This window comes from Albimonas marina, assembly GCF_029223255.1.
GTDB lineage: Bacteria > Pseudomonadota > Alphaproteobacteria > Rhodobacterales > Rhodobacteraceae > Albimonas.
The window spans coordinates 200,341-220,756 of the sequence record NZ_JARHUC010000008.1 but is presented as its reverse complement, the minus strand read 5'-3'; the positions used below and the strand labels follow the sequence as shown (position 1 = coordinate 220,756).

Below are 20,416 nucleotides of genomic sequence, written 5' to 3'. Positions count from 1 at the left end.
GGGCGCGCCCTCAGGCCACCCGCGCCACCCAGTCCTGCGCGAAGGCGAGGAACGCGTCCGCCTCCATCGGCGCGCCGAAGTGGTAGCCCTGCAGCACGTCGCAGCCCAGCTCCGCCAGCGCCCGGGCGTGGGCCTCGCTCTCGATCCCCTCGGCGATGGTCGAGATGCCCAGGGTGCGCGCGATCTCGAGGATCGCCTGCACCAGCCGGCGGGAGCGTCGGTCCTCCGCCGCCGGCGCCACCAGGCGGCGGTCGATCTTCAGCACGTCCGGCGCCATCTGCGTCAGCCCCACGATCGAGGCGTGGCCGGAGCCGAAGTCGTCGATCTCGATGGCGATCCCCGCCTCGCGCAGCTTGTCGAGGTTGAAGCGGAAGACGTCGCCCTCCTCCTCCACCAGCGTCGATTCCAGAAGCTCCATGGCGATGCGGGTGGGGCCGTCGGCGATCCGGCGCGCGGTCTCGACCACGTCGGGGTCGCGGATGCGCCCCGCGCTCATATTGAAGCTCAGGCGGGGCGGCACGAAGCCGGCCTCGGCCCACGCCGCCAGCACCTCCTGCGTGCGCTCCATCACCCGGCGGTCGATGCTCGGCGACAGGCGCAGCTGGTCGGCCAGGCGCAGGAAGGCCGGCGGCGCCAGCAGCCCGTCGCGCGGATGCCGCCAGCGCAGCAGCACCTCGGCGCCGTAGAGGCTGCGGTCCCGCGCGCGCACCTGGGGCTGGAAGAAGGGCACGAACTCGTCCCGCTCCAGCGCGTCCTGAAGCTCCATCGCCATGCGCCGGTCGGCGAGGATGCCGCGGTGCAGCTCGGGCGTGAACAGCTCCAGCCGGCTGCGCCCGCTCTCCTTCGCGCGGTAGAGCGCGGCGTCGGCGAAGACCTGCAGCTCCGCCCCCACCTCGCCCAGCTCCTCGGTATGGGCGAGGCCGAAGCTCGCCCCGAAGCGGCAGGGCCGGCCATCGTGCATCAGCGGCTCGGCCAGCCCCGCCTGGATGCGCTCGACGATGCGCTCGGCCAGTTCGGGCGTGGCGTCGGGGGCGAGCAGGATCGAGAACTCGTCCCCCCCGATGCGGGCCGCGAAGTCCCCTCCGCGCAGCCCCTGGCGCAGGATCTGCGCCACCTGGAGCAGCACCCGGTCGCCGGCGGCATGGCCCAGCGTGTCGTTCACCGCCTTGAAGTGGTCGAGGTCGAGCCGCACCAGGATCGCCTCGGTCGCGCCCGAGCCGTCTCGGGCCCGGGCGATGCGCTCGGCGAAGGCGCGGTCGTAGGCGCGACGGTTGGGCAGGCCGGTCAGCCCGTCCTGCAGGGCCTGGCGCTCGTTCTCGGCGCGCATGGCGTCGGCGCGGGCGTGGGCCTCGGCCAGCTCGGCCTCCCGGCGCACGTCCTCGCTGACGTCGTAGATCGCCCCGGTCCAGGTGACGCCGCCGTCGGGGTCGGCCTGGGGCAGGGATTCCGCGCGCACCCAGATCAGCCCGCGCTGGGGGTGGCGGACGCGCATCCGTCGGGTCCACCGCTCCCCCGTGCGGCCGCTGCGCTCGATGCTGGCGGCGAGGTCCGGCACGTCGCCCGGCACGATCAGGTCGAAGACGGCCGACGCCTCGAGCGACTCGCGCGCGTCCTCGACGCCCAGCAGCTCCTTCATTGGGGGGCTGAGGTAGGGGAAGCTCCAGCTCCCGTCCGGCGCGCTGCGGAATTCGTAGAGGCCCACCGGCGCCACCAGCGCGATGCGCGCCAGCCGCTGGTTGGCCAGCGCCAGCGCCGCGTCGCTTTCCCTGGCGCGCAACTCCGCCTCCTGTTCGCGGGTGACGTCGAAGGCGACGCAGTGCCAGATCACCCCGCCGTCGGGCAGGCGCATGGGCCTCCCCTCCCCGATCACGTGGCGCAGGCCGCGGGTGGGATGGGCGATCCGGTAGCGCAGGGTTCCGGTCTGCAGCGTGCGGCTGGTGTGCGCGATGACGTCGGCCATCATCTTCAGGTCGTCGGCCGGCACATGGGTGAAGACCGCGCCGCCGTCGCGCTCCAGCGTCTCGGCCGAGACGCCGAAGAGGTCGAGGGTCGAGGCGTTGAACAGCGGCACGCTGGCCCGCCCGTCGGGATCGGCGCGGTACTGGAACAGCGCGACCGGCGCCCCCTCGACCAGCGTCTCGAGCATCCCGTGCCGGTCGAACGCCGGCGGCGCGCCGGGGGCGCGTGTGCCCGCCGCCTCCTCCCCGTCCGTGGACGGCGCATGCGCGACGAGCCGCAGGCGGTGGAGGACGCCGGCGCATCGCCCCTCGACCAGCACAGCCGAGAGATGGCAGGCGAGGCGCAGGCGCCCGTATTCGCCATGATCGAACTCGCCCTCCACCCGCAGCTCGCGCCCCGGCGCGGCGGCGGCGCGGGCGACGGCGGCCTGGAGGCGATCGGCGAGATCGGGGGCGGCGAGATCGTGGAGCAGGCCGTCCGGGCGCCACGCCTCCGGTCGGCCCAGACGGCGGGCGAAGGCGGCGTTGGCCGCCAGCACCGCCCCGTCGGTGCGGGTCAGCGCGGCCGGCAGACCGGCGCCCCCCAGCAGCAGCTCGAACAGCCCGGCGACGTCCTGCATCCTCTCGACCCTCGGCGATGGCCCCCGCGAGGGGAGCTAACCGGGGATCGTGATAATCGGCTTAACGGCGCGCGCCCCGCCGAAGCGGGGCGCGCGGGGTCGGCGCCGGACCCGGGCGGCTCAGCCCTTGTCGGGCTCGCCGATCTTGTCCTGGGTGCGCAGATCGAAGTCCGAGGCGTCGTGACGCTCGTGCAGCTGGCCGGCGGGGTGGCCGGTCAGGCGGTTGACCTTCTTGCCGCGCTTCACGGCGGGGCGGGCGTCGATCGCGTCCGACCAGCGGGCCACGTTCTTGTAGGAGCCCACGTCCAGGAACTCGCCCGCCTCGTAGAGCTTGCCCTGCTGGAGCTGCCCGTACCACGGCCAGATCGCCATGTCGGCGATGGTGTAGTCGGGGCCGGCGATGTACTCGCTCTCGGCCAGGCGGCGGTCCAGCACGTCGAGCTGGCGCTTCACCTCCATCGCGAAGCGGTCGATGGGGTATTCCCACTTCTCGGGCGCATAGGCGTAGAAATGGCCGAAGCCGCCGCCGAGATAGGGGGCCGAGCCCATCTGCCAGAACAGCCAGGAGAACATCTCGGCCCGCGCCGCCGGCTCGGTGGCGATGAAGGCGCCGAACTTCTCGGCCAGGTGCACCAGGATGGCGGCGGACTCGAAGACCCGGATCGGCTCGGGCCCCGAGCGGTCGAGCAGGGCGGGGATCTTCGAGTTGGGGTTGATCGAGACGAAGCCGGAGGAGAACTGGTCCCCGTCGCCGATGCGGATCGGCCAGGCGTCGTACTCGGCGCCCGAATGGCCGGCGGCCAGCAGCTCCTCGAACATCACGGTGACCTTCACGCCGTTGGGCGTGGCCAGCGAGTAGAGCTGGAAGGGATGCTCGCCGACCGGCAGGTCCTTCTCATGGGTGGCGCCGGCGATGGGGCGGTTGATCGAGGCGAACCGGCCGCCGCTCTCCTTGTTCCAGGTCCAGACCTTGGGGGGCGTGTAATCTTGGGGCATGTCGCGTCTCTCGCAGGGTCGCCGGCGGCGCCGGCGCGGGGGGCGTCGTCCCGACCCGACGGGGTCGAGGCGCACAAGACCTCGCCCAGCCGCGCGCCATTGTCCACCGCGAGGCGCCTGCCGGCGGCAGGCAGGAGCGCCGGGCGCGCCCCGGGGCCGCGTGGCTCCCCCCTGCGGAGGCGCCGCGTCGAGCGTCGCGCCCGGCCCGTCGCCTCCGCCCGCGGCGCGCGGCGGACGGAGGCGCCCGGCGCGACGGCCGCGGGGGGAGACGGTGGGGCCGGGACCGGCGCCGGCCCTGCGCCGCGGGCCGGGCGCGGGGCCTTGCGCGACGGCCGACGCGGCGCCTCCGACCTTGGCGGGGGCTGCGGCCCGCGCGCCTCAGACCGGGCCCTGAAGCGCCAGCGCCTCGCCCAGCGTGCGCACCCGGCGGGCCGCGAGCAGGGGCAGCATCCGCCGGAACACCTCGGCCGTCGCGGCGGCGTCGCCCAGCGCGGTGTGGCGCAGCTCCGCCGGGATCTCGACGCCGAAGCGGGCGGCGAGGTCGTCGAGCGTGTGGGCGCCGGTATGCGCGTGCAGCCGCTGCGAGAGGCGCGCGCTGCACAGGACCGGGTTGTCGAACCGCGGGCCGCCCGCCGCCTCCAGCCGGCGCAGGAAGGCCATGTCGAACGGGGCGTTGTGGGCCACGAGGACCGCGCCCTCGCAGAAGGCGCGGAACGCCTCGGCGACCTCGGGCAGGGCGGGGGCGCCGGCCACGCGGGCGTCGTCGATGCCGTGGATGCGCGCCGCGCCCGCGGGGATCGGCCGGCCGGGGTCGACCAGCGCGTCGAAGCTCTCGCCCCGCAGCACGCGTCCGCCGACCATGCGCACGCCCGCGATCTGCACCACCGCGTCGGTCTGCGCGTCGAGCCCGGTGGTCTCGGTGTCGAAGACCACGAAGGCGAGCTCGCTCAGCGGCCGCGCGGCCTCGGCGCCGCCGGGGCGGGGCAGGTCGAACTCGTAGAAGTCCGACGCCTCCGCAGCGGCGGCGGGGGCGGGGGCGCCGGCGGCGGGCAGGGGCAGGACCAGGCGGGTCCCCCCCTCGACCCAGAGGTCGGCGCCGTGCCGCTCCAGCGCGTCGCGCACCGTCCAGGGGCCGTAGGCGGGGGCGATGGGCGCGCCCATCCAGCCCTCGACCACGCCCTGCGACAGGGCCGGCCCGCGCCACGAGAGGACGAGCGAGACGCGCGCCTCCGCCCCCTCGCCAGCCGTTCCCTCGCCTCCCGCCTCCGTCGCCACGGCGAAGTCGCGGCGACCGGGATCCTCGCGCAGCGCCTCGACCGCGCGGGCGAGGATGCGGGTCATCGCGTAGCCGTCGCAGCGCAGCCGCGCCGCGCTGCGCCCGGCCGTCAGCGCGCCGCCCGCCCCGGCGGCGAGCGCGTCGATCATGTCCTGGGCGGCGATGTCCCGGATCGGCCAGCGCCCGTCGGAGACCTGCGCCCGCGAGGCCGCCGCCCGCTCGATCCCCGCCGTCAGCCGCGCCACCTCCTCGCGCATCGCCGCGGCGAAGGCGGCGCGCTCGTCGGGCGAGGGCTCGGGCTCGGCTCCCAGCGCGTCGAGCGCGGCCCCCAGCGCGGCGGCCGGGCGGCGCATCGCCTCGAGCGTGTCGCGCATCAGCGTCTCCAGCGCGCCATGGGCCCGCAGATCCTCGGTCGCGTCGCGGAACAGCAGCACCCGGCCCACCAGCGCCCCCTCCGCCGTCACCGCCGACACGGCGCCGGAGAGGAGCCGCGCGCCCTCCCCCTCGCCGGCCGCGGTCAGGAAGCTCTCGGTCCCCGCCTCGCCCCGCGCCCGGCGCCGGTCCGAGCGGTCGGCCGCCGCCGCCAGCGGCCCGGGGTCCAGGAACCGCGCCAGCGGCCGACCCAGGCCCAGCGGCCCCAGCAGCACGGCGGCGGCCTGATTGTAGAGCATGATCCGCCCGTCGGGAGAGGCGACCACCACCGCCTCGGCGAGGTCGCGCACCAGCCCCTCGAACAGGGCGGCGTCGCGGGCCATGCGGGCGGTGCGCTCGGCCACCGCGCGCTCCTGGCTCTCGCGGGCCTCCTCCAGCGCGGCGTGGATCGCCTGGGCGGCGGGGGCGATCGCGCCGAGGTGGCGGGCGGGGGCCACGTCGATGCGCGCGCTCACGTCCGACTGGGCGCGGTCGTGCAGGTCGGCGGCGAGCCCCAGGATCGGGCGGGCCACGTTCTCGTCGAAGAGCAGCGCCACCCAGGCGCAGAGCCCCGCCAGCGCGAAGCCCGCGGCGAGGCCGGCGGTGACGTAGCCCTCGACCGGCCCGCCGGAGTGGAGATGGCCGAACCACAGCGCCCCCGCGATGCAGGCCGCGCCGCCCAGCGCGAGGGCCGCGAAGAACAGCGCGAAGCGCAGCCGCAGGCCGAGGCGTTCCGGGGGCGGCGCCGAACTCTCTTCGACAGGCGCGCGGGAGACCCCGGGCGCCGGGCTCTCGACGTGGGCGCCGGCGGAGGGCGCGGCGCCTGCGCCCGCGGCCGTCGCGGGATCCGCGCCGGAGGTGGGGCGAGGGTCGGCCGGGAGCGGGCCCATCCCCTCAGTCCGTCAGCAGCGAGCGGATCGTGGCGGTCAGCTCGCGGGTGTCGAAGGGTTTGCGCAGGAAGGCGTCGGCGCCCAGCGCGCAGGCCTTGCGCCGCTCCACCTCGCCGCCGCCCGCGGTCATCACCAGCACCTTCACGTCGCGCAGGCGCGCATCCTCGCGGATGTGCTGGCAGATCTCGTAGCCCGAGGGGCCCGGCAGCATCACGTCGAGCACCACGAGGTCGGGCCGGTCGGCCTCCAGCGCCGCCAGCGCCGCGTCGCCGTCGCAGACATGGCGCAGGCCGAAGCCCTCGCGCCCGATCAGGAACTTGAGGGCGAGGGCGATGTTCGCCTCGTCCTCGACCAGCAGGACCGACTTCTCAGGCATCGGAGGCGGCCTCCGCGCCCGCGCCGCGCGCCGCGCCCTTCCCGGTCTCCGTCTGCGGCGCCGCGCAGGCGGCGGCGACCATCGGGTCGGCGGGATCGACCGGGCGCCAGGCGGCGGCGGCGGGATCGGAGAGGGCGGCGTCGGTCACCTCGGCGCGCGCGGCGGGCGCGCAGCGGATCAGCTGCGGCGCGCGGCCGGCGGGGCGCCAGCGGCCGAAAAGGTAAACCTCCCCCAGCTTCACCCCCGGCGCGTCGGGATGCGAGCGCAGCCGCGCCACGTCCAGCGCCGCGAGCCGCGTGGTCAGCGGGACCACGTAGGTCCAGGGGCGATACCAGGCGGTCTCCTGCACCTCCTCGACCACCACCAGCCCTTCGGGGAGCGCGGCGACGGTGCGCCCGGCCCAGTCGTATTCCGACCACACGGTCGCGGCGATCATCGCGGCCCCCGCCGCCAGCGGCGCGGCCCAGCGCGGCAGGCGCCCGCCCAGCGTACGGTTGAGCAGCAGGACGAGCCCCGCCGCCCCCACGCCCGCGACGATGGTCGCGATCAGCTCCAGAAACATGGCCCGGCCTCCCTTCCGTCGCCGGCCCGCCCCCTCACAGGGCGGACTGCATCGTCTTCACCACCAGGAACGCGTCGCGCAGGTGGCTGCGCTCGAGGTCCGACAGACCGTCGGGCGCGAGGTAGTTGTCGGGCGCGGCCCCGCGGGCGATCTGCGCCGCCTGGTGGCGGAGCCGCGTCTCGGCGATCAGGTCGTAGGCGTCCAGCAGGTCATGGGCGCCCGCCCTCGATATCACGCCCAGGTCCCGGGCGGCGACGATCCGCTCGCGCGTGTTCACCGCCTCGATCCCGCCGCGCAGGGCGTAGATCCGCGCCAGGTCCACGATCGGCACCACGCCCGCGATCTTGAGGTCGAGCGTGTTGCGATGCGCGCCCGAGCGGATCACCGACAGGCCCCGGAACAGGGTCAGCGGCGGCGCGTGCTTCAGCGCGTTGCCGATCATGTGGCGCACGAAGATCGTGTTCGCCCGCGCCATCGCCAGCGTCTCGGCGTGCAGGTCGGCGAACAGCGACATCTCCCCCGCGACGGGCCGCAGGTCGAACATCACCGAGGCGAGCATCTGGGCCATGTCGTCGGGCTCGCGGATCCACTGGGCGAAATAGCTCCGCCAGACCCGCCGCGGCTGGCGCCAGCGGTCGCTCGTGGCCATCATCTCGCCGGGGCAGTAGACGAAGCCCGCCCGGTTCAGCCCGTCCGAGACGAAGCTCGCCAGCGCCTGGAAATAGGCGTCGTGGGCGGGCGTGGCGGCGTCGTCGAGGATCAGGCAGTTGTCCTGGTCCGAGACGCCGGTCTGCTCCCGCCGCCCCTGGCTGCCGCAGGCGGCCCAGAGGTAAGGGACCGGCGGCGGCCCCAGCCGCGCCTCGGCGAGCTGCAGCAGGCGCCGGGTGGCGGCGTCGGCGAGGTCGGTGATCCGCCGGCAGATCGCGGCGGGCCGCGCGCCGGCGGCGACCAGCACGCCCAGAAGCTCGGGCAGGCGTTCGAACACCTCGGCCATGGCCTCGGCGTCGGGGGCGTCGACCAGCTCTCCGGCCATGTGGCTGGCGGCGGCGGCCTGGCGGCGGAACAGGTCGGTGCGCGCGATCATCCCCGCCACCCGGCCCGAGCGCTCGACCACCGGCAGGTGGTTGAAGGCGCGCCCGGCCATCGCGACCATGGCGTCGAGGCCGGTGGCCTCGGGGTCGATGGTCACCGGGTCGGGGGTCATGATCCGGCCCACCGGAACCTCGCCCCCCAGCCCCTCGGCCAGCACCTTGTCGGAGAGGTCGTGGACGGTGACGATGCCTGCGAGCCGCGCCCCCTCCATCACCAGCACCGAGCTGACCCGCGCCCCGCGCATGATCCGCGCGACCTCGGCCGCGGTCGCCTCGGGCGGGGCGGTCAGGGGCGTGCTCGCCATCAGGTCGCGGACCTGGAGCGCGGTCAGCCCGGCGGCGTAGGGGCCGTCGTCCATCGCCCCCGGCTCGGGCGCCAGCGAGCGGCCGAACCAGCGCGCCACCGCCGGCTCGGCGTCCATCAGGCGCAGGAAGGCGCGGGCGGGCAGCAGCAGCAGCTCGGCCTCGGTCTCGGCGCGCGCGCTCAGCATGGCGCGGCCGTCGCGCAGCAGCCCGCGCTCGCCCATCGCCTCGCCCTCGCCGCGGTGGGAGACGACCTCGCCGCCGCGGGCGTAGACCTCGATCTCGCCCGAGAGGATCACGTAGAGCCCGTCCAGCGGCTGCCCTTCGAGGAACAGGTCCTCGCCGGGGCGCAGGCCGCGCAGGCGCAGGTCGCGGTCGAGCTCGACCAGGCGGTCGGGGGGCAGCAGGTCGAACGGGGCGAACCGCGCCAGCCGGTCGACGAGCCGGCCCTGCGGGGCCTCCTGTCCGGTCGGCGTCTGTTCGCTCATCGCGTCCTCGCTCCGCTGCGGCGGCGCCCAGGTCCCAGGCCCGGAGGGCGGGGGAGGGGGCGGCGGGAATTCTTCGAAGGGGCGTCCGGGGGCGCGGCCTGCGCGCCCCCGGACCTGTCGCGGAGCCCTTCCGGGGATCCGATCTTCAGGCGGTCAGTGCCCGGCCTGCGCCACGCCCGCGCCGCGGGGGATGCGCACGCTCTCGACCAGCTCCTGGATCTCCTTGGGCGTGGGCTTGGTCATCCCGGCCACCAGGTAGGCGACCGCGAAGTTCACCAGCGCCCCGATCGCGCCGAACGAGGTCGACTTGATCGTGCCCAGCAGCGGATCGGCGTCCGTGAAGCTGTTGGTGTCGGGGATGAAGAACCAGCCCTTGTGCAGGAAGATGTAGAGCAGCGTCACCAGCAGGCCGGCCAGCATCCCCGCCACGGCGCCGTGATTGTTGATCTTCTTGGAGAAGATTCCCATCATCAGGGCCGGGAAGATCGAGGCCGCCGCCAACCCGAAGGCGAGCGCCACCGTCTGGGCCGCGAAGCCCGGCGGGTTGAGGCCGAGGTAGGTCGCCACCGCGATCGCCACCGCCATCGCGATGCGCGCCGACAGAAGCTCCCCCTTCTCCGAGATCCCCGGATTGATCTGGCCCTTGATCAGGTCGTGGCTGACCGCCGAGCTGATCGCCAGCAGCAGGCCCGCCGCCGTCGACAGCGCCGCCGCGAGGCCCCCCGCGGCCACCAGGCCGATGACCCAGCCGGGCAGGTTCGCGATCTCGGGGTTCGCCAGCACCAGGATGTCGCGGTTGAAGTTGGTCAGCTCGTTGCCCTGCCAGCCCTTCTCCGCCGCCACGGCCTGCATCTTCTCGGACTTGTCGTTGTAGTACTGGATGCGGCCGTCGCCGTTCTTGTCCTCCCAGCCCAGCAGGCCGGTCTGACGCCAGGTCTTCATCCAGTCGTACTCGGGCGAGGTTTCGATGGTCTCGACCGACACCGCCTCGCCGGCGACGCCCTGCGGCCAGAACTGCTCGGTGATGTTCAGCCGCGCCATCGCGCCGACCGCCGGGGCGGTGGTGTAGAGCAGCGCGATGAACACCAGCGCCCAGCCCGCCGACCAGCGCGCGTCGGAGACGCGGGGCACGGTGAAGAAGCGCATGATCACGTGGGGCAGGCCCGCGGTGCCGATCATCAGCGACAGGGTGAACAGCACCATGTCGAGCGTGTCCTGATGGTGCGTCGTGTACTCGGCGAAGCCGAGGTCGGCGACCATCTGGTCGAGCTTGGCCAGCAGCGGCTCGCCCGAGGCGACGTGGTCCCCGAAGAGGCCGAGGCCCGGGATCGGGTTGCCGGTCAGCTGCAGCGAGATGAAGATCGCCGGGATCGTGTAGGCCAGGATCAGCACCACGTACTGGGCGACCTGGGTGTAGGTGACGCCCTTCATGCCGCCGAACACGGCGTAGGCGAACACGATCACCGCGCCGATCAGCAGGCCGGTGGTGTTGTCCACCTCGAGGAACCGCCCGAAGGCCACGCCCACGCCGGTCATCTGGCCGATGACGTAGGTGGTGGACGCGATGATCAGGCAGATCACCGCCACCAGGCGCGCGGTCGGGGAATAGAACCGGTCGCCGATGAACTCGGAGACGGTGAACTTCCCGAACTTGCGCAGGTAGGGCGCGAGCAGGAGCGCGAGCAGCACGTAGCCGCCGGTCCAGCCCATCAGGTAGGTCGAGTTGTCGTAGCCCACGAAGGCGATCAGGCCCGCCATCGAGATGAAGGAGGCCGCCGACATCCAGTCGGCCGCCGTGGCCATGCCGTTGGTGATCGGATGCACGCCGCGCCCGGCGGCGTAGAACTCCGAGGTCGAGCCCGCGCGGGCCCAGATGGCGATGCCGATGTAGAGCGCGAAGGACGCGCCCACGAACAGCAGGTTGAGCGTGAACTGATCCATGATTTCAGCCCCTCACTGCTCGTCCACGCCGTGGTCGCGGTCGAGCTTGTTCATCCGCCAGGCGTAGAAGAAGATCAGCGCCAGGAAGACGAGGATCGCCCCCTGCTGCGCGAACCAGAACCCGAGGTCGGAACCCCCGACCGCGATCCCCGAGATCAGGGGACGCAGCAGGATGCCGAACCCGAACGAGACCAGGGCCCAGATCACCAGGCTCCAGACGATCAGCCGGATGTTGGCCGACCAGTAGGCGTTGTTGGATTTCTCTTCGGACAAGGGGCTTCCTCCCGTCGCTTGTCGATCGATGATGGAATGCGCCGGCGCCGCCTCCCCGCGGCGCCGGCGGAGGGTCCGCTCAGGCGAGCGCCGTCTCCACGACGGCGGCCATGCCGGCGGTCACCTCGTCTATGGGCGCCATCGCATCGACCCGGCGCAGCAGGCCCTGGCCTGCGTAGTGGTCGATCAGCGGCGCGGTCTGGGCGTGGTAGGCCGCGAGGCGCGCGCTCACGGTCTCCGCGGTGTCGTCGGCCCGGCGCTTGAACGCCGTGCCGCCGCAGCGGTCGCAGACGCCGGCCACGGCCGGGCGCTTGAAGTCGTCGTGATAGCCTTCGCCGCAGCCCGCGCAGGTCGAGCGGCCGGTGATCCGCGCGACCATGGCCGCGTCGTCCACCTCGAGGCTGACGGCGGCCACGATCCCGCGGCCCGCGTCGGCCAGCAGCGCGTCGAGCGCCTCGGCCTGCACGGCGGTGCGGGGGAAGCCGTCGAAGATCACGCCGGCGGCGCAGTCCGGGGCGGCCAGGCGGTCGCGCAGGATGGCGATGACGATCTCGTCCGAGACGAGGCCGCCGGCCGCCATCACGTCCTTCGCCGCCAGCCCCGCGGGCGTGCCCTGGGCCACCGCCTCGCGCAGCAGGTCCCCGGTCGAGAGCTGCACGATGCCGAAGCGCTCCTGCAGGATCCGCGCCTGGGTGCCCTTGCCGGCGCCCGGCGGGCCCAGCAGCACGAGGTCGGCGGGGCGGTCGTCGAAACGGTTGCCGTCCATGACGCTCATCCCCCTCAGGCCGTGACGCGGTTGGCGATCAGGTCGTCGACGACGGCCGGATCGGCGAGGGTGGAGGTGTCGCCCAGCGCGTCGGTCTCGTTCTCGGCGATCTTGCGCAGGATGCGGCGCATGATCTTGCCGGAGCGGGTCTTGGGCAGGCCCGGCGCCCACTGGATCACGTCGGGCTTGGCGATCGGCCCGATCTCGGTCCGCACCCAGTTGGCGAGCTCGGCGCGCAACGCCTCGGTCGGTTCCACCCCGTCCATGAGGGTCACGTAGCAGTAGATGCCCTGGCCCTTGAGCGCGTGCGGGCAGCCCACCACCGCGGCCTCGGCCACCTTCTCATGGGCGACGAGGGCGCTTTCGACCTCCGCGGTGCCCATCCGGTGGCCGGAGACGTTGATCACGTCGTCGACCCGGCCGGTGATCCAGTAATACCCGTCCTCGTCGCGCCGGCAGCCGTCGCCCGAGAAGTAGTAGCCCTTGAACATCTCGAAGTAGGTCTGCACGAACCGCGCGTGGTCCTGCCACACGGTGCGCATCTGGCCGGGCCAGCTGTCCTTGATGGCCAGCACGCCCTCGACCGCGCCCGTCAGCTCGTTCCCCTGGTCGTCCAGCACCACCGGCTGCACGCCGAAGAAGGGGCGGGTGGCCGAGCCGGGCTTGGTCGGCGTCGCGCCGGGCAGGGGGGCGATCAGGATGCCGCCGGTCTCGGTCTGCCACCAGGTGTCGACGATGGGGCAGCGGCCCTTGCCGACCGTCTCGTTGTACCAGTTCCAGGCCTCGGGGTTGATCGGCTCGCCGACCGAACCGAGGATCCGCAGGCTCGAGAGGTCGGCGGCCTCGACCGGCGCCGTCCCCTTGCCCATCAGCGCGCGGATCGCGGTGGGGGCGGTGTAGAACTGGGTGACGCGGTGCTTCTCGCACACCTGCCAGAAGCGGCCGGCGTCGGGGTAGGTGGGCACGCCCTCGAACATCAGGGTCGTGGCCCCGTTCGCGAGCGGGCCGTAGACGATGTAGCTGTGCCCCGTCACCCAGCCCACGTCGGCCGTGCACCAGTAGACGTCGCCGTCCTTGTAGTCGAAGACGTACCGGTGGGTGATCGCGGCGTAGACGAGATAGCCGCCCGAGGTGTGCACCACCCCCTTCGGCTTTCCGGTGGAGCCGGAGGTGTAGAGGATGAACAGCGGATCCTCCGCCCCCATCTCCTCGGGCGGGCACTCGGCGGGCACGGTGGCGGCCAGCGTCTCGTAGTGGAAGTCGCGCCCGTCGACCCAGTCGATCTGGCCCCCGGTGCGGCGGACCACCAGCAGCTTCACCTTGTCCGAGCAGCGGCGCAGGGCCTTGTCGCAGTTCGACTTCAGCGCCGTCGTGCGCCCGCCGCGCGGGGCGTGGTCGGCGGTGATCACCAGCTTGGCGCCGCAGTCGTTCACGCGATCCGCCAGCGCGTCGGGCGAGAAGCCCGCGAAGACGATCGAGTGGATCGCCCCGATCCGCGCGCAGGCCAGCATCGCGTAGGCCGCGGCCGGGATCATCGGCAGGTAGATCACCACCCGGTCGCCCTTGCCCACGCCCAGAGCCTTCAGGACGTTGGCGAAGGTCGCCACCTCGTCGTGCAGCTGGCGGTAGCTGATGCGCTGCGCCGGCTCCGCGGGATCGTCGGGCTCGAACAGGATCGCGGTCTGCTCGGCGCGGTCCTTCAGGTGGCGGTCGATGCAGTTGGCCGCGACGTTCAGCGTCCCGTCCTCGAACCAGCGGATCGAGACGTCGTCGGGCGCGAACGAGGTGTTCTTCGCCCGGGTGTAGGGACGGATCCAGTCGAGGCGGCGGCCCTGCTCGGCCCAGAACCCCTCGGGGTCGGAGACGGAGCGGGCGTAGAGCTCTTCGTAGCGGGCCGCGTCGGCATGGGCCGCGGCCGCGAGATCGGCCGGCGGCATGTGCACGGCGGTCTCGGCGAGGGCGGTCTTGGGCTGGACGGTCATGGTTCCTTCCTCCGCTTGCGACGCGATTGATCCTGGGGGGCGAAAGCGGCCGCGCCGGGCGTCTTTGTAAAAACAGGGTTATCAGAAATCGTCCGAAACGTCGAAATGTTTCATGATAACAGGTATTTAAGCTGTAAAGATTTTTCTGACGTTTGCGTAAGTTGAGTGAAGAAATGCAACGGGCCCTCCGTAACCCGAACGCTTTCAACGGCTTTCCGCCGGGGCATTCCTCCGGTTCGCCCGCCCTCGCGCCCCGCGTGGCGCCTCCCGTCCCGCATTGCGGCATCGCGGACCTGCCGGTCCGGCCGCGCGACAAGCGCGGCGGGGCGTCGCAGGCGCGGCCGATCCCGCCTCGGGCGAGCGTCGGCGCCTCGAATCGCGGCCGGCGGGCGGGGCGCCGCGGCGCCCGCCCCGCGCCCGCTTGCGCCCCGGCGCGCGGGGCCTCATCGTCCGCCCGACCCAGGAAGACGACCCCGGAGGAGACCGCCCATGAAGGCGATCCAGGCCGCGAGCCTCGAGTCCATCGACGCCTACGGGGAGGTCGACCTCCCCACCCCCCGGCCCGGCCCCGGAGAGCTGCGCCTGCGCGTCGCCTGCTGCGGCGTAGGCTACGTGGACGCGCTGGTCTCGCTGGGCCGCTACCAAGTGAAGCCGCCGCTCCCCCACGTGCCGGGCGGCGAGGTCGCCGGCGTGGTCGAGGCGCTGGGCGAGGGCGTGAGCGGCCTCGCCCCCGGCGACCGGGTGATGGCGAAGGTCACGGGCGGCTTCGCCGAGTTCGCCGTGGCGACGGCCGCCGACGTGCGCCGCATTCCCGACGCCATGAGCCTCGCGCAGGCCGCGGGCTTCCGGGTGAACTACATCACCGCCCTGCACGGCCTGCGCGACCGCGGCCGCCTCGCCCCCGGCGAGACGCTGCTGGTGATCGGCGCGGCCGGGGGGACCGGCATGGCGGCGGTGCAGGTGGGCAAGGCGCTGGGCGCGCGGGTGATCGCGGTCGCCTCCACGCCCGAGAAGCGCGCCGCCGCCGAGGCCGCCGGCGCCGACGCCTCCCTCGACCGCGAGCCCGAGGGCTGGCGCGAGCGCCTGAAGGCGCTGGCGCCCGAGGGGCTCGACATGGTGTTCGACCCGGTCTCAGGCCCGCTGATGCAGCCCGCCTTCCGCTCCCTGCGCTGGGGCGGGCGGCACCTGGTGATCGGCTTCGCGGGCGGGGAGATCCCGGCCCTGCCGGTGAACCTGCCGCTTCTGAAGGGCGCCTCGCTGGTCGGCGTGGACTACCGCCAGTTCTCCGCCGTGTTCGAGCCCGCCGCCGCCGAGGCGGAGCTGGACGAGTTGCTCGCCTGGGTCGCCGAGGGGCGCCTCTCGCCCCCCGTCGGGCGCAGCTTCGCCTTCGCGGACCACAAGGCCTGCCTCGAGTTCGCGCTGTCGGGCGCGGGCTCGGCCAAGACGCTGCTGACGGTGGACCCGTCGCTGAGCTGAGGGGGCCGGTCGCCGGGCGCGTCAGATGCGCTTGGCGACCTCCTCCAGCATCACCTCGGTCGCGCCGCCGCCGATGCGGTGGATGCGGGCGTCGCGGGCCATGCGCTCGATGGGCGTGCCGGTCATGTAGCCGGTCCCGCCGTGCAGCTGCAGGCAGCCGTGCACCACGTCGTGCAGCACCTCCGGCGCAGTCGCCTTGATCATCGAGGTCTCGAGGCTGACGGGGCGCCCCGCGTCCTTGGCCAGCGCCGTCTGATAGACGAAGGCCCGCGCCATGGCGGTGCGCGAGGCGAGCTCGGCCAGCCGCTGGCGCGTCGCCTGCTGGTCCCACAGGGTCTTGCCGAAGGCGCGCCGGGCGCGGACGTGGTCCAGCGTCAGCTCGATCGCCTTCTGCGCCTCGCCCACGGCGGCGGCGGCCAGCACCAGGCGCTCATGCTCGAAGCCCTGCATGATGGCGTAGAAGCCGCGGTTCTCGCCGCCCAGCAGGGCGCCCTCGGGCACGCGCACGCCGTCGAAGCTGAGCGCCGCGGTGTCCGAGCAGCGCCAGCCGTGCTTGTCGAGCCGCCGCGTCACCTCCACCCCCGGCGTCGTGCGCGGCACCAGGAACAGCGACAGCCCGCGCGAGCCCGCCTCGCCGGTGCGCGCGGCCACGATCAGCAGGTCGCCCAGCGCGCCGTTGGTAATGAACATCTTGGCGCCGTCGATCACCCAGCCGTCGCCGTCCCGCCGCGCCCGCGTGCGAAGGCCCGCGACGTCCGAGCCTGCGTCCGGCTCGGTCACCGCGATGGCGCAGACCGCCTCGCCCGCGCAGGCCCGCGGCAGCCATTCGGCCTTCTGCACCTCCGTGCCCACCCGGGTCAGGTGGCAGGCGCTCATGTCCGTGTGCACCGAGACGGCCGCCGTGACGCCCCCGAAGGTGGAGCGTCCCAGCTCTTCCGACAGCACCACCGCGGCCATCGAGCCGAGCGCCGAGCCGCCGTAGGCCTCCTCGTGCTGCATCCCCAGCAGGCCCAGCGCGCCGAGCTTGCGGAACAGCTCGCGCGGGATCTCGCCGGCCTCCTCCCAGGCCTCGCCATGGGGGACGATCTCGGCTTCGACGAAGCGGCGCACCTGGGCGCGCAGCATCCTCAGCTCTTCGGGCACGAACTCCGGTTCGGGCAGGCGGAAGCCGCGCTCGGCGGCGGCCGAGACGGTGGAGGCGGGGGCGGGCGCGTTCATCGCCGGTCCGCCCCGCTCAGGCGCCGGCCCGGGCGGGCGGCGCCTCGGCCCGCGCCTCCGTCTCCCCGCGGTCGAAGACCAGGTCGCGATAGCCCTCGGCGGCGGTGCGCGCGAGGATGCGCTGATACTTCGGCCCGCCGCCGTTGTAGACGATGTGGCGGACCTTGCCGATCTCGCGCCCCTCGACGTTCGAGTTGTAGCCGGTGAACCACGAGCGCGACTTGCGCAGCAGCAGCATCTCGTACATCTCGCGCACGTGCTTCACCCAGGCGTCCTCGGCCGCCTGCGTCGGCTCGATCCGGGTAGCGCCGCGGGCCAGCGCCCCCTCCATCAGGTCGGAGACAAAGTTCACGCACATCTCGATGGAGCGCGGATAGTTCACGGTGGCCGAGCTGCTCTGCGGCCCCGAGGGGGTGAACAGGTTCGGGAAGCCCGTGGTCATCATGCCCAGCCAGGTCAGCGGCTCGGGCGTCCACTTCTCGTTCAGCCGACGCCCGCCGATCCCCTCGACGTCGAGCATCTCGAAGGCGCCGGTCACCGCGTCGAAGCCGGTGGCGTAGACGATCACGTCCAGCTCGAACTCGCGCGCGCTGGTCCTGATCCCGGTCGGCGTGATCCGCTCGATCGGCGTCTCGGAGACGTCGACCAGCTCGACGTTGTCGCGGTTGTAGGCCTCGAAATACCGGGTCTCCAGCGGCACCCGGGCCCAGCCGAAGCCGTGGTCCTTGGGGATCAGCTTCTCGGCGACGCTCTGGTCCTTCACCCGGCCGCGGATGCGCTCGGCGATGTAGTCCGAGAACAGGGCGTTGGCCTTCTCGTCGGTGAAGATCTCGCGGTAGTTGGACAGCCAGATGCCGAAGCCGGGCTGGTCGTAGAGGCGATCCCACAGGGCGCGCCGCTCCTCGGGTGTCGCCTCCCAGAAGCCCTTCTCGGCGGGGATGTGCTCGAACCCGCCCGGCGAGGCGGCGCAGGTCGCGAAGATCTCGTCGTAGCGGGTCTTGATCCGCGCCATCTCCTCGGCGGAGATTGGGCTGTTGTTGAGCGGCGCGCTCCAGTTGGGGCGGCGCTGGAAGACGGTCAGCTCGCCCACCTTGTCCGCGATCTCGGCGATGATCTGGATGCCGGTCGCGCCGGTGCCGATGATCCCCACCCGCTTGCCGGCGAGGTCCAGGCCCTCGTGCGGCCAGTCGTAGGTGTGGAACTCAGGCCCCTGGAAGTCGCCCACGCCCGCGATCCGCGGCATGGTCGGGCGCGACAGCACCCCGATGCCCAGGAACAGCCAGCGGCATTCGATGGGCCGCGCGCCCTCGACCTCCAGCCGCCACAGGTTGCGCGCGTCGTCCCAGCGCGCCGCGGTGACGCGGCTGTCGAAGCGCATCAGGCGGCGCAGGTCGAGCCGGTCCACCACGAAGTCGAGATAGCGCAGGTTCTCGGGCTGGCCGGAGAAGCGCTCGGACCAGTTCCACTCCTCCAGCAGCTCCTTCGAGAAGGAGAAGCCGTAGGTGTAGCTCTCCGAATCGAAGCGGGCGCCGGGGTAGCGGTTCATCCACCAGGTGCCGCCCGGCCCGGGATTGGCGTCGAGCGCCAGCGCGTCGAGCCCCATCTCCCTCAGGCGGTGAAGCTGGTAGATGCCGCAGACGCCGGTTCCCACCACCACGGCGTCGCGCCGCTCGACCGCCCCGCCGCCGTCGTTCCCGCCGCCGGGGGCGGCCTCGTCCTCGATGCGCATGGCGCGCTCCTCCCGTCGTCGTCGCCCCGGCTCTCGCATCCCGCGCGGTCGCGCGGCGGGCGGGGCGTTCGGGCGCGACCATACCGCGTTCGCAGCCCCAAATCACCTGCCGACCGGCAAGCGTTTCGTCTCGCCTCCGCGGCGCGGCGCCGCTAGGCTCGCGCCGAAAAACACGGGCGGGGAGGAGACCGGAATGGACGCGAGCGGCGGGACGTCATCCGCGGCGATCGAGGCGCAGGCGCGCCTGCATCACCAGTGGCTGCTGGGCCTGCAGCTGATGGTCTCGACCCGCGAGGGGCCGGCGGCGGTGGGCGAATGGATGTTCCGCCTGTTCCGCCGCCAGCACCACGACAAGTTCCTGTCGAGCTTCGCGAAACTGGGGCTCGAGGGGCTGCCGCCCGCGGTCGCCTGCGCGCGCTATCACGTGCTGTCGAACGGCGTCGGCGGGGTGCGGGTGGAGTACATGGAGGAGGGGCCGAAGAAGGCCTGGGTCCGCTTCCGCCATCCCCGCTGGATGTACGACGGGGCGGTGATCTGCGGCATCCCGATCGAGGCCTCCCGCGGGTTCCTGCGCGGCTGGTACGCGCAGAACGGCGTCTCGCTGGGCAACCCGCGGCTGGGCTTCGTATGCGTGTCCGAGGACATGAGCGGGCAGTTCGGCCTCTGCGGCTACTTCATCGAGGAGGAGCGGGACCTCGCCGAGGACGAGCGCCTGCGCTTCGCTCCGGGCGAGCGTCCGCCCCCCTTCGACCCCGCCGCCCAGCCCGCGCCCCCCGCCGAGCAGTGGAGCGAGGAGCGCCTCGCCCGCGCCGGGCGGAACTACGCCGTCGAATACTGCCGCAACGGGGTCCGGGAGCTGGCGGGCGTGCTGGGGCGCGCGCGCGCCGTGGAGCTCGGCCGCCTCTCCGCCCGCCTGATCGGGTTGCAGGAATACCCCCGCCTCGCCGCCGCAGTGGGGGGAGAGGACGCGGGCCCGCACGAGGCCGCCGCCTTCCTCGCCGCGATCTTCGCGGGCATGGGCGACGAGGCGCAGGTGGAGATCGAGGGCGAGCGCGCCGTGATCCGCCACGACGGCCTGCGCGTCGCCCGCGGCATCGAGGGCGAGGACCGCGCCGACCTGCTCGCCTGCTGGACCGAGCTGTGGCGCGGGGCCGTCGCCTCCCACCGCGCCTTCATCGACGTCGAGGCGCGCGTCGAGGGCGACGGCCTGCGCTGGACCCTTTCGCCCGCCGCCTGAGGCGGGCTGCGAACGACAGGCCGCGAATGGCCGGACAGGAGGACCCATGACCAACCCGATGAGCCTGGAAGGCCGCACCGTCATCGTCACAGGCGCGGGGCAGGGCATCGGCCGCGCGGTGGCGCGGCTGGTGGCGCAGCTGGGCGGCAACGTCGCCGCCGTGGACATGAACGCCGAGGGCCTCGCCGAGACCCGTGCCGAGCTGGGCGAGGACCGCTGCCTGCGCATGATCGGCGACGTCTCGGCCCCCGACCTCGCCGAAAGCGTGGTGGCGGAAGCCGTGGCGAAGTTCGGCGCCGTGCACGGGCTGGTGAACATGGCGGGCCTGACCCGCCCGGCGATGATCCACAAGATGACGCTCGAGCAGTGGAAGCTGGTGCTCGACGTGCACCTGACCGGGGCCTTCCTGTTCCTGCAGGCCTTCGGCCAGCACTGCATCGCCCGCCACAAGGCCGGCGACCTGACCGGCGGCTCGATCGTCGACATCTCCTCGGACGCGGGCGTGCAGGGGACCATCGGGCAGATCAACTATTCCACCGCCAAGGCGGGGATCATCGGCGCCTCGATGTCCGCGGCGCGCGAATGGGCCCGCTACAACGTGCGCGCCAACACGGTGGCCTTCGGCATGGTCGAGACGCCGATGACCGAGACGATCCGCGGGGAGAAGTTCCGCGACACCTACCTCGCGCGGATCCCGCTGGGCCGCTGGGCCCAGGCCGAGGAGGTCGCGGCCCCGGTCGCCTTCCTGCTGTCGGACGCGTCGAGCTACATCACCGGGCAGCGCATATCGGTGAACGGCGGCAGCCAGATGAACCCCTGAAAA

At 73.3% G+C, this 20,416-nt stretch carries 15 protein-coding genes; 3 read left to right on the top strand and 12 right to left on the bottom strand.

The genetic code is table 11. From position 1 onward, the window contains the following. Nucleotides 1–10: 10 nt before the first annotated feature. The 10 genes from P2H44_RS20720 to acs all read right to left on the bottom strand — a co-directional run bounded on the left by P2H44_RS20720 (nt 11) and on the right by acs (nt 13,888). On the bottom strand, nt 11–2,578 hold the full coding sequence (locus P2H44_RS20720; RefSeq protein ID WP_275766683.1) for a putative bifunctional diguanylate cyclase/phosphodiesterase: 2,568 nt from the start codon (nt 2,576–2,578) through the stop codon (nt 11–13). 120 nt (nt 2,579–2,698) lie between these two features. Next, nucleotides 2,699–3,574, bottom strand: a complete 876-nt coding sequence (yghU, locus tag P2H44_RS20715) for a glutathione-dependent disulfide-bond oxidoreductase (RefSeq protein WP_275766682.1) — start codon at nt 3,572–3,574, stop codon at nt 2,699–2,701. A 378-nt stretch (nt 3,575–3,952) separates the two neighbouring features. Then, nucleotides 3,953–6,151, bottom strand: coding sequence for a 3'-5' exonuclease (locus tag P2H44_RS20710; RefSeq protein ID WP_275766680.1), 2,199 nt, complete (start codon nt 6,149–6,151; stop codon nt 3,953–3,955). Nucleotides 6,152–6,155: 4 nt separating this feature from the next. Continuing rightward, nucleotides 6,156–6,527 carry a response regulator transcription factor gene (locus P2H44_RS20705; RefSeq protein WP_275766678.1) on the bottom strand — a complete coding sequence of 124 codons (372 nt, stop codon included), beginning with the start codon at nt 6,525–6,527 and terminating at the stop codon, nt 6,156–6,158. Continuing rightward, nucleotides 6,520–7,089 (bottom strand): hypothetical protein, encoded by a 570-nt coding sequence (locus P2H44_RS20700; protein ID WP_275766676.1) that lies wholly within the window; start codon nt 7,087–7,089, stop codon nt 6,520–6,522. The genes P2H44_RS20705 and P2H44_RS20700 overlap by 8 nt, the downstream gene beginning before the upstream one ends. A gap of 34 nt (nt 7,090–7,123) precedes the next feature. Further along, nucleotides 7,124–8,971, bottom strand: coding sequence for a putative nucleotidyltransferase substrate binding domain-containing protein (locus tag P2H44_RS20695; protein ID WP_275766674.1), 1,848 nt, complete (start codon nt 8,969–8,971; stop codon nt 7,124–7,126). 153 nt (nt 8,972–9,124) lie between these two features. Beyond that, nucleotides 9,125–10,912 carry a sodium:solute symporter family protein gene (locus tag P2H44_RS20690; protein WP_275766672.1) on the bottom strand — a complete coding sequence of 596 codons (1,788 nt, stop codon included), beginning with the start codon at nt 10,910–10,912 and terminating at the stop codon, nt 9,125–9,127. A gap of 12 nt (nt 10,913–10,924) precedes the next feature. Beyond that, the gene (locus tag P2H44_RS20685) at nt 10,925–11,185 is read right to left on the bottom strand and encodes a DUF4212 domain-containing protein (RefSeq protein ID WP_275766670.1); all 261 of its coding nucleotides are present in this window, start codon (nt 11,183–11,185) and stop codon (nt 10,925–10,927) included. Nucleotides 11,186–11,264: 79 nt separating this feature from the next. Further along, nucleotides 11,265–11,951, bottom strand: coding sequence for an adenylate kinase (locus P2H44_RS20680; RefSeq protein ID WP_275766668.1), 687 nt, complete (start codon nt 11,949–11,951; stop codon nt 11,265–11,267). Nucleotides 11,952–11,965: 14 nt separating this feature from the next. Then, the gene (acs, locus tag P2H44_RS20675; protein WP_275766901.1) at nt 11,966–13,888 is read right to left on the bottom strand and encodes an acetate--CoA ligase; all 1,923 of its coding nucleotides are present in this window, start codon (nt 13,886–13,888) and stop codon (nt 11,966–11,968) included. A gap of 534 nt (nt 13,889–14,422) precedes the next feature. Between acs and P2H44_RS20670 the strand changes: the two genes are divergently transcribed. After that, nucleotides 14,423–15,409 carry an NADPH:quinone oxidoreductase family protein gene (locus tag P2H44_RS20670; RefSeq protein WP_275766666.1) on the top strand — a complete coding sequence of 329 codons (987 nt, stop codon included), beginning with the start codon at nt 14,423–14,425 and terminating at the stop codon, nt 15,407–15,409. Nucleotides 15,410–15,430: 21 nt separating this feature from the next. On the opposite strand, the gene P2H44_RS20665 is transcribed toward P2H44_RS20670, so the two are convergent. Together P2H44_RS20665 and P2H44_RS20660 are read right to left on the bottom strand one after the other, a co-directional pair. Next, the gene (locus P2H44_RS20665; RefSeq protein ID WP_275766663.1) at nt 15,431–16,627 is read right to left on the bottom strand and encodes an acyl-CoA dehydrogenase family protein; all 1,197 of its coding nucleotides are present in this window, start codon (nt 16,625–16,627) and stop codon (nt 15,431–15,433) included. A 16-nt stretch (nt 16,628–16,643) separates the two neighbouring features. Then, nucleotides 16,644–18,356 carry a flavin-containing monooxygenase gene (locus P2H44_RS20660; protein WP_275766660.1) on the bottom strand — a complete coding sequence of 571 codons (1,713 nt, stop codon included), beginning with the start codon at nt 18,354–18,356 and terminating at the stop codon, nt 16,644–16,646. Between the two features lie 193 nt (nt 18,357–18,549). On the opposite strand from P2H44_RS20660, the gene P2H44_RS20655 reads away from it, so the two are divergent. After that, nucleotides 18,550–19,593, top strand: coding sequence for a hypothetical protein (locus P2H44_RS20655; RefSeq protein ID WP_275766657.1), 1,044 nt, complete (start codon nt 18,550–18,552; stop codon nt 19,591–19,593). A gap of 46 nt (nt 19,594–19,639) precedes the next feature. Then, nucleotides 19,640–20,413 carry an SDR family oxidoreductase gene (locus tag P2H44_RS20650; RefSeq protein ID WP_275766654.1) on the top strand — a complete coding sequence of 258 codons (774 nt, stop codon included), beginning with the start codon at nt 19,640–19,642 and terminating at the stop codon, nt 20,411–20,413. Nucleotides 20,414–20,416 lie beyond the last annotated feature (3 nt).

Excerpts from the sequence above, each read along its gene's own strand:
- P2H44_RS20720 (WP_275766683.1), bottom strand. The coding sequence starts at position 2,578 with ATGCAGGACGTCGCCGGGCTGTTCGAGCTGCTGCTGGGGGGCGCCGGT.
- yghU (WP_275766682.1), bottom strand. The coding sequence starts at position 3,574 with ATGCCCCAAGATTACACGCCCCCCAAGGTCTGGACCTGGAACAAGGAG.
- P2H44_RS20710 (WP_275766680.1), bottom strand. The coding sequence starts at position 6,151 with ATGGGCCCGCTCCCGGCCGACCCTCGCCCCACCTCCGGCGCGGATCCC.
- P2H44_RS20705 (WP_275766678.1), bottom strand. The coding sequence starts at position 6,527 with ATGCCTGAGAAGTCGGTCCTGCTGGTCGAGGACGAGGCGAACATCGCC.
- P2H44_RS20700 (WP_275766676.1), bottom strand. The coding sequence starts at position 7,089 with ATGTTTCTGGAGCTGATCGCGACCATCGTCGCGGGCGTGGGGGCGGCG.
- P2H44_RS20695 (WP_275766674.1), bottom strand. The coding sequence starts at position 8,971 with ATGAGCGAACAGACGCCGACCGGACAGGAGGCCCCGCAGGGCCGGCTC.
- P2H44_RS20690 (WP_275766672.1), bottom strand. The coding sequence starts at position 10,912 with ATGGATCAGTTCACGCTCAACCTGCTGTTCGTGGGCGCGTCCTTCGCG.
- P2H44_RS20680 (WP_275766668.1), bottom strand. The coding sequence starts at position 11,951 with ATGGACGGCAACCGTTTCGACGACCGCCCCGCCGACCTCGTGCTGCTG.
- acs (WP_275766901.1), bottom strand. The coding sequence starts at position 13,888 with ATGCCGCCGGCCGATCTCGCGGCCGCGGCCCATGCCGACGCGGCCCGC.
- P2H44_RS20670 (WP_275766666.1), top strand. The coding sequence starts at position 14,423 with ATGAAGGCGATCCAGGCCGCGAGCCTCGAGTCCATCGACGCCTACGGG.
- P2H44_RS20665 (WP_275766663.1), bottom strand. The coding sequence starts at position 16,627 with ATGAACGCGCCCGCCCCCGCCTCCACCGTCTCGGCCGCCGCCGAGCGC.
- P2H44_RS20660 (WP_275766660.1), bottom strand. The coding sequence starts at position 18,356 with ATGCGCATCGAGGACGAGGCCGCCCCCGGCGGCGGGAACGACGGCGGC.
- P2H44_RS20655 (WP_275766657.1), top strand. The coding sequence starts at position 18,550 with ATGGACGCGAGCGGCGGGACGTCATCCGCGGCGATCGAGGCGCAGGCG.
- P2H44_RS20650 (WP_275766654.1), top strand. The coding sequence starts at position 19,640 with ATGACCAACCCGATGAGCCTGGAAGGCCGCACCGTCATCGTCACAGGC.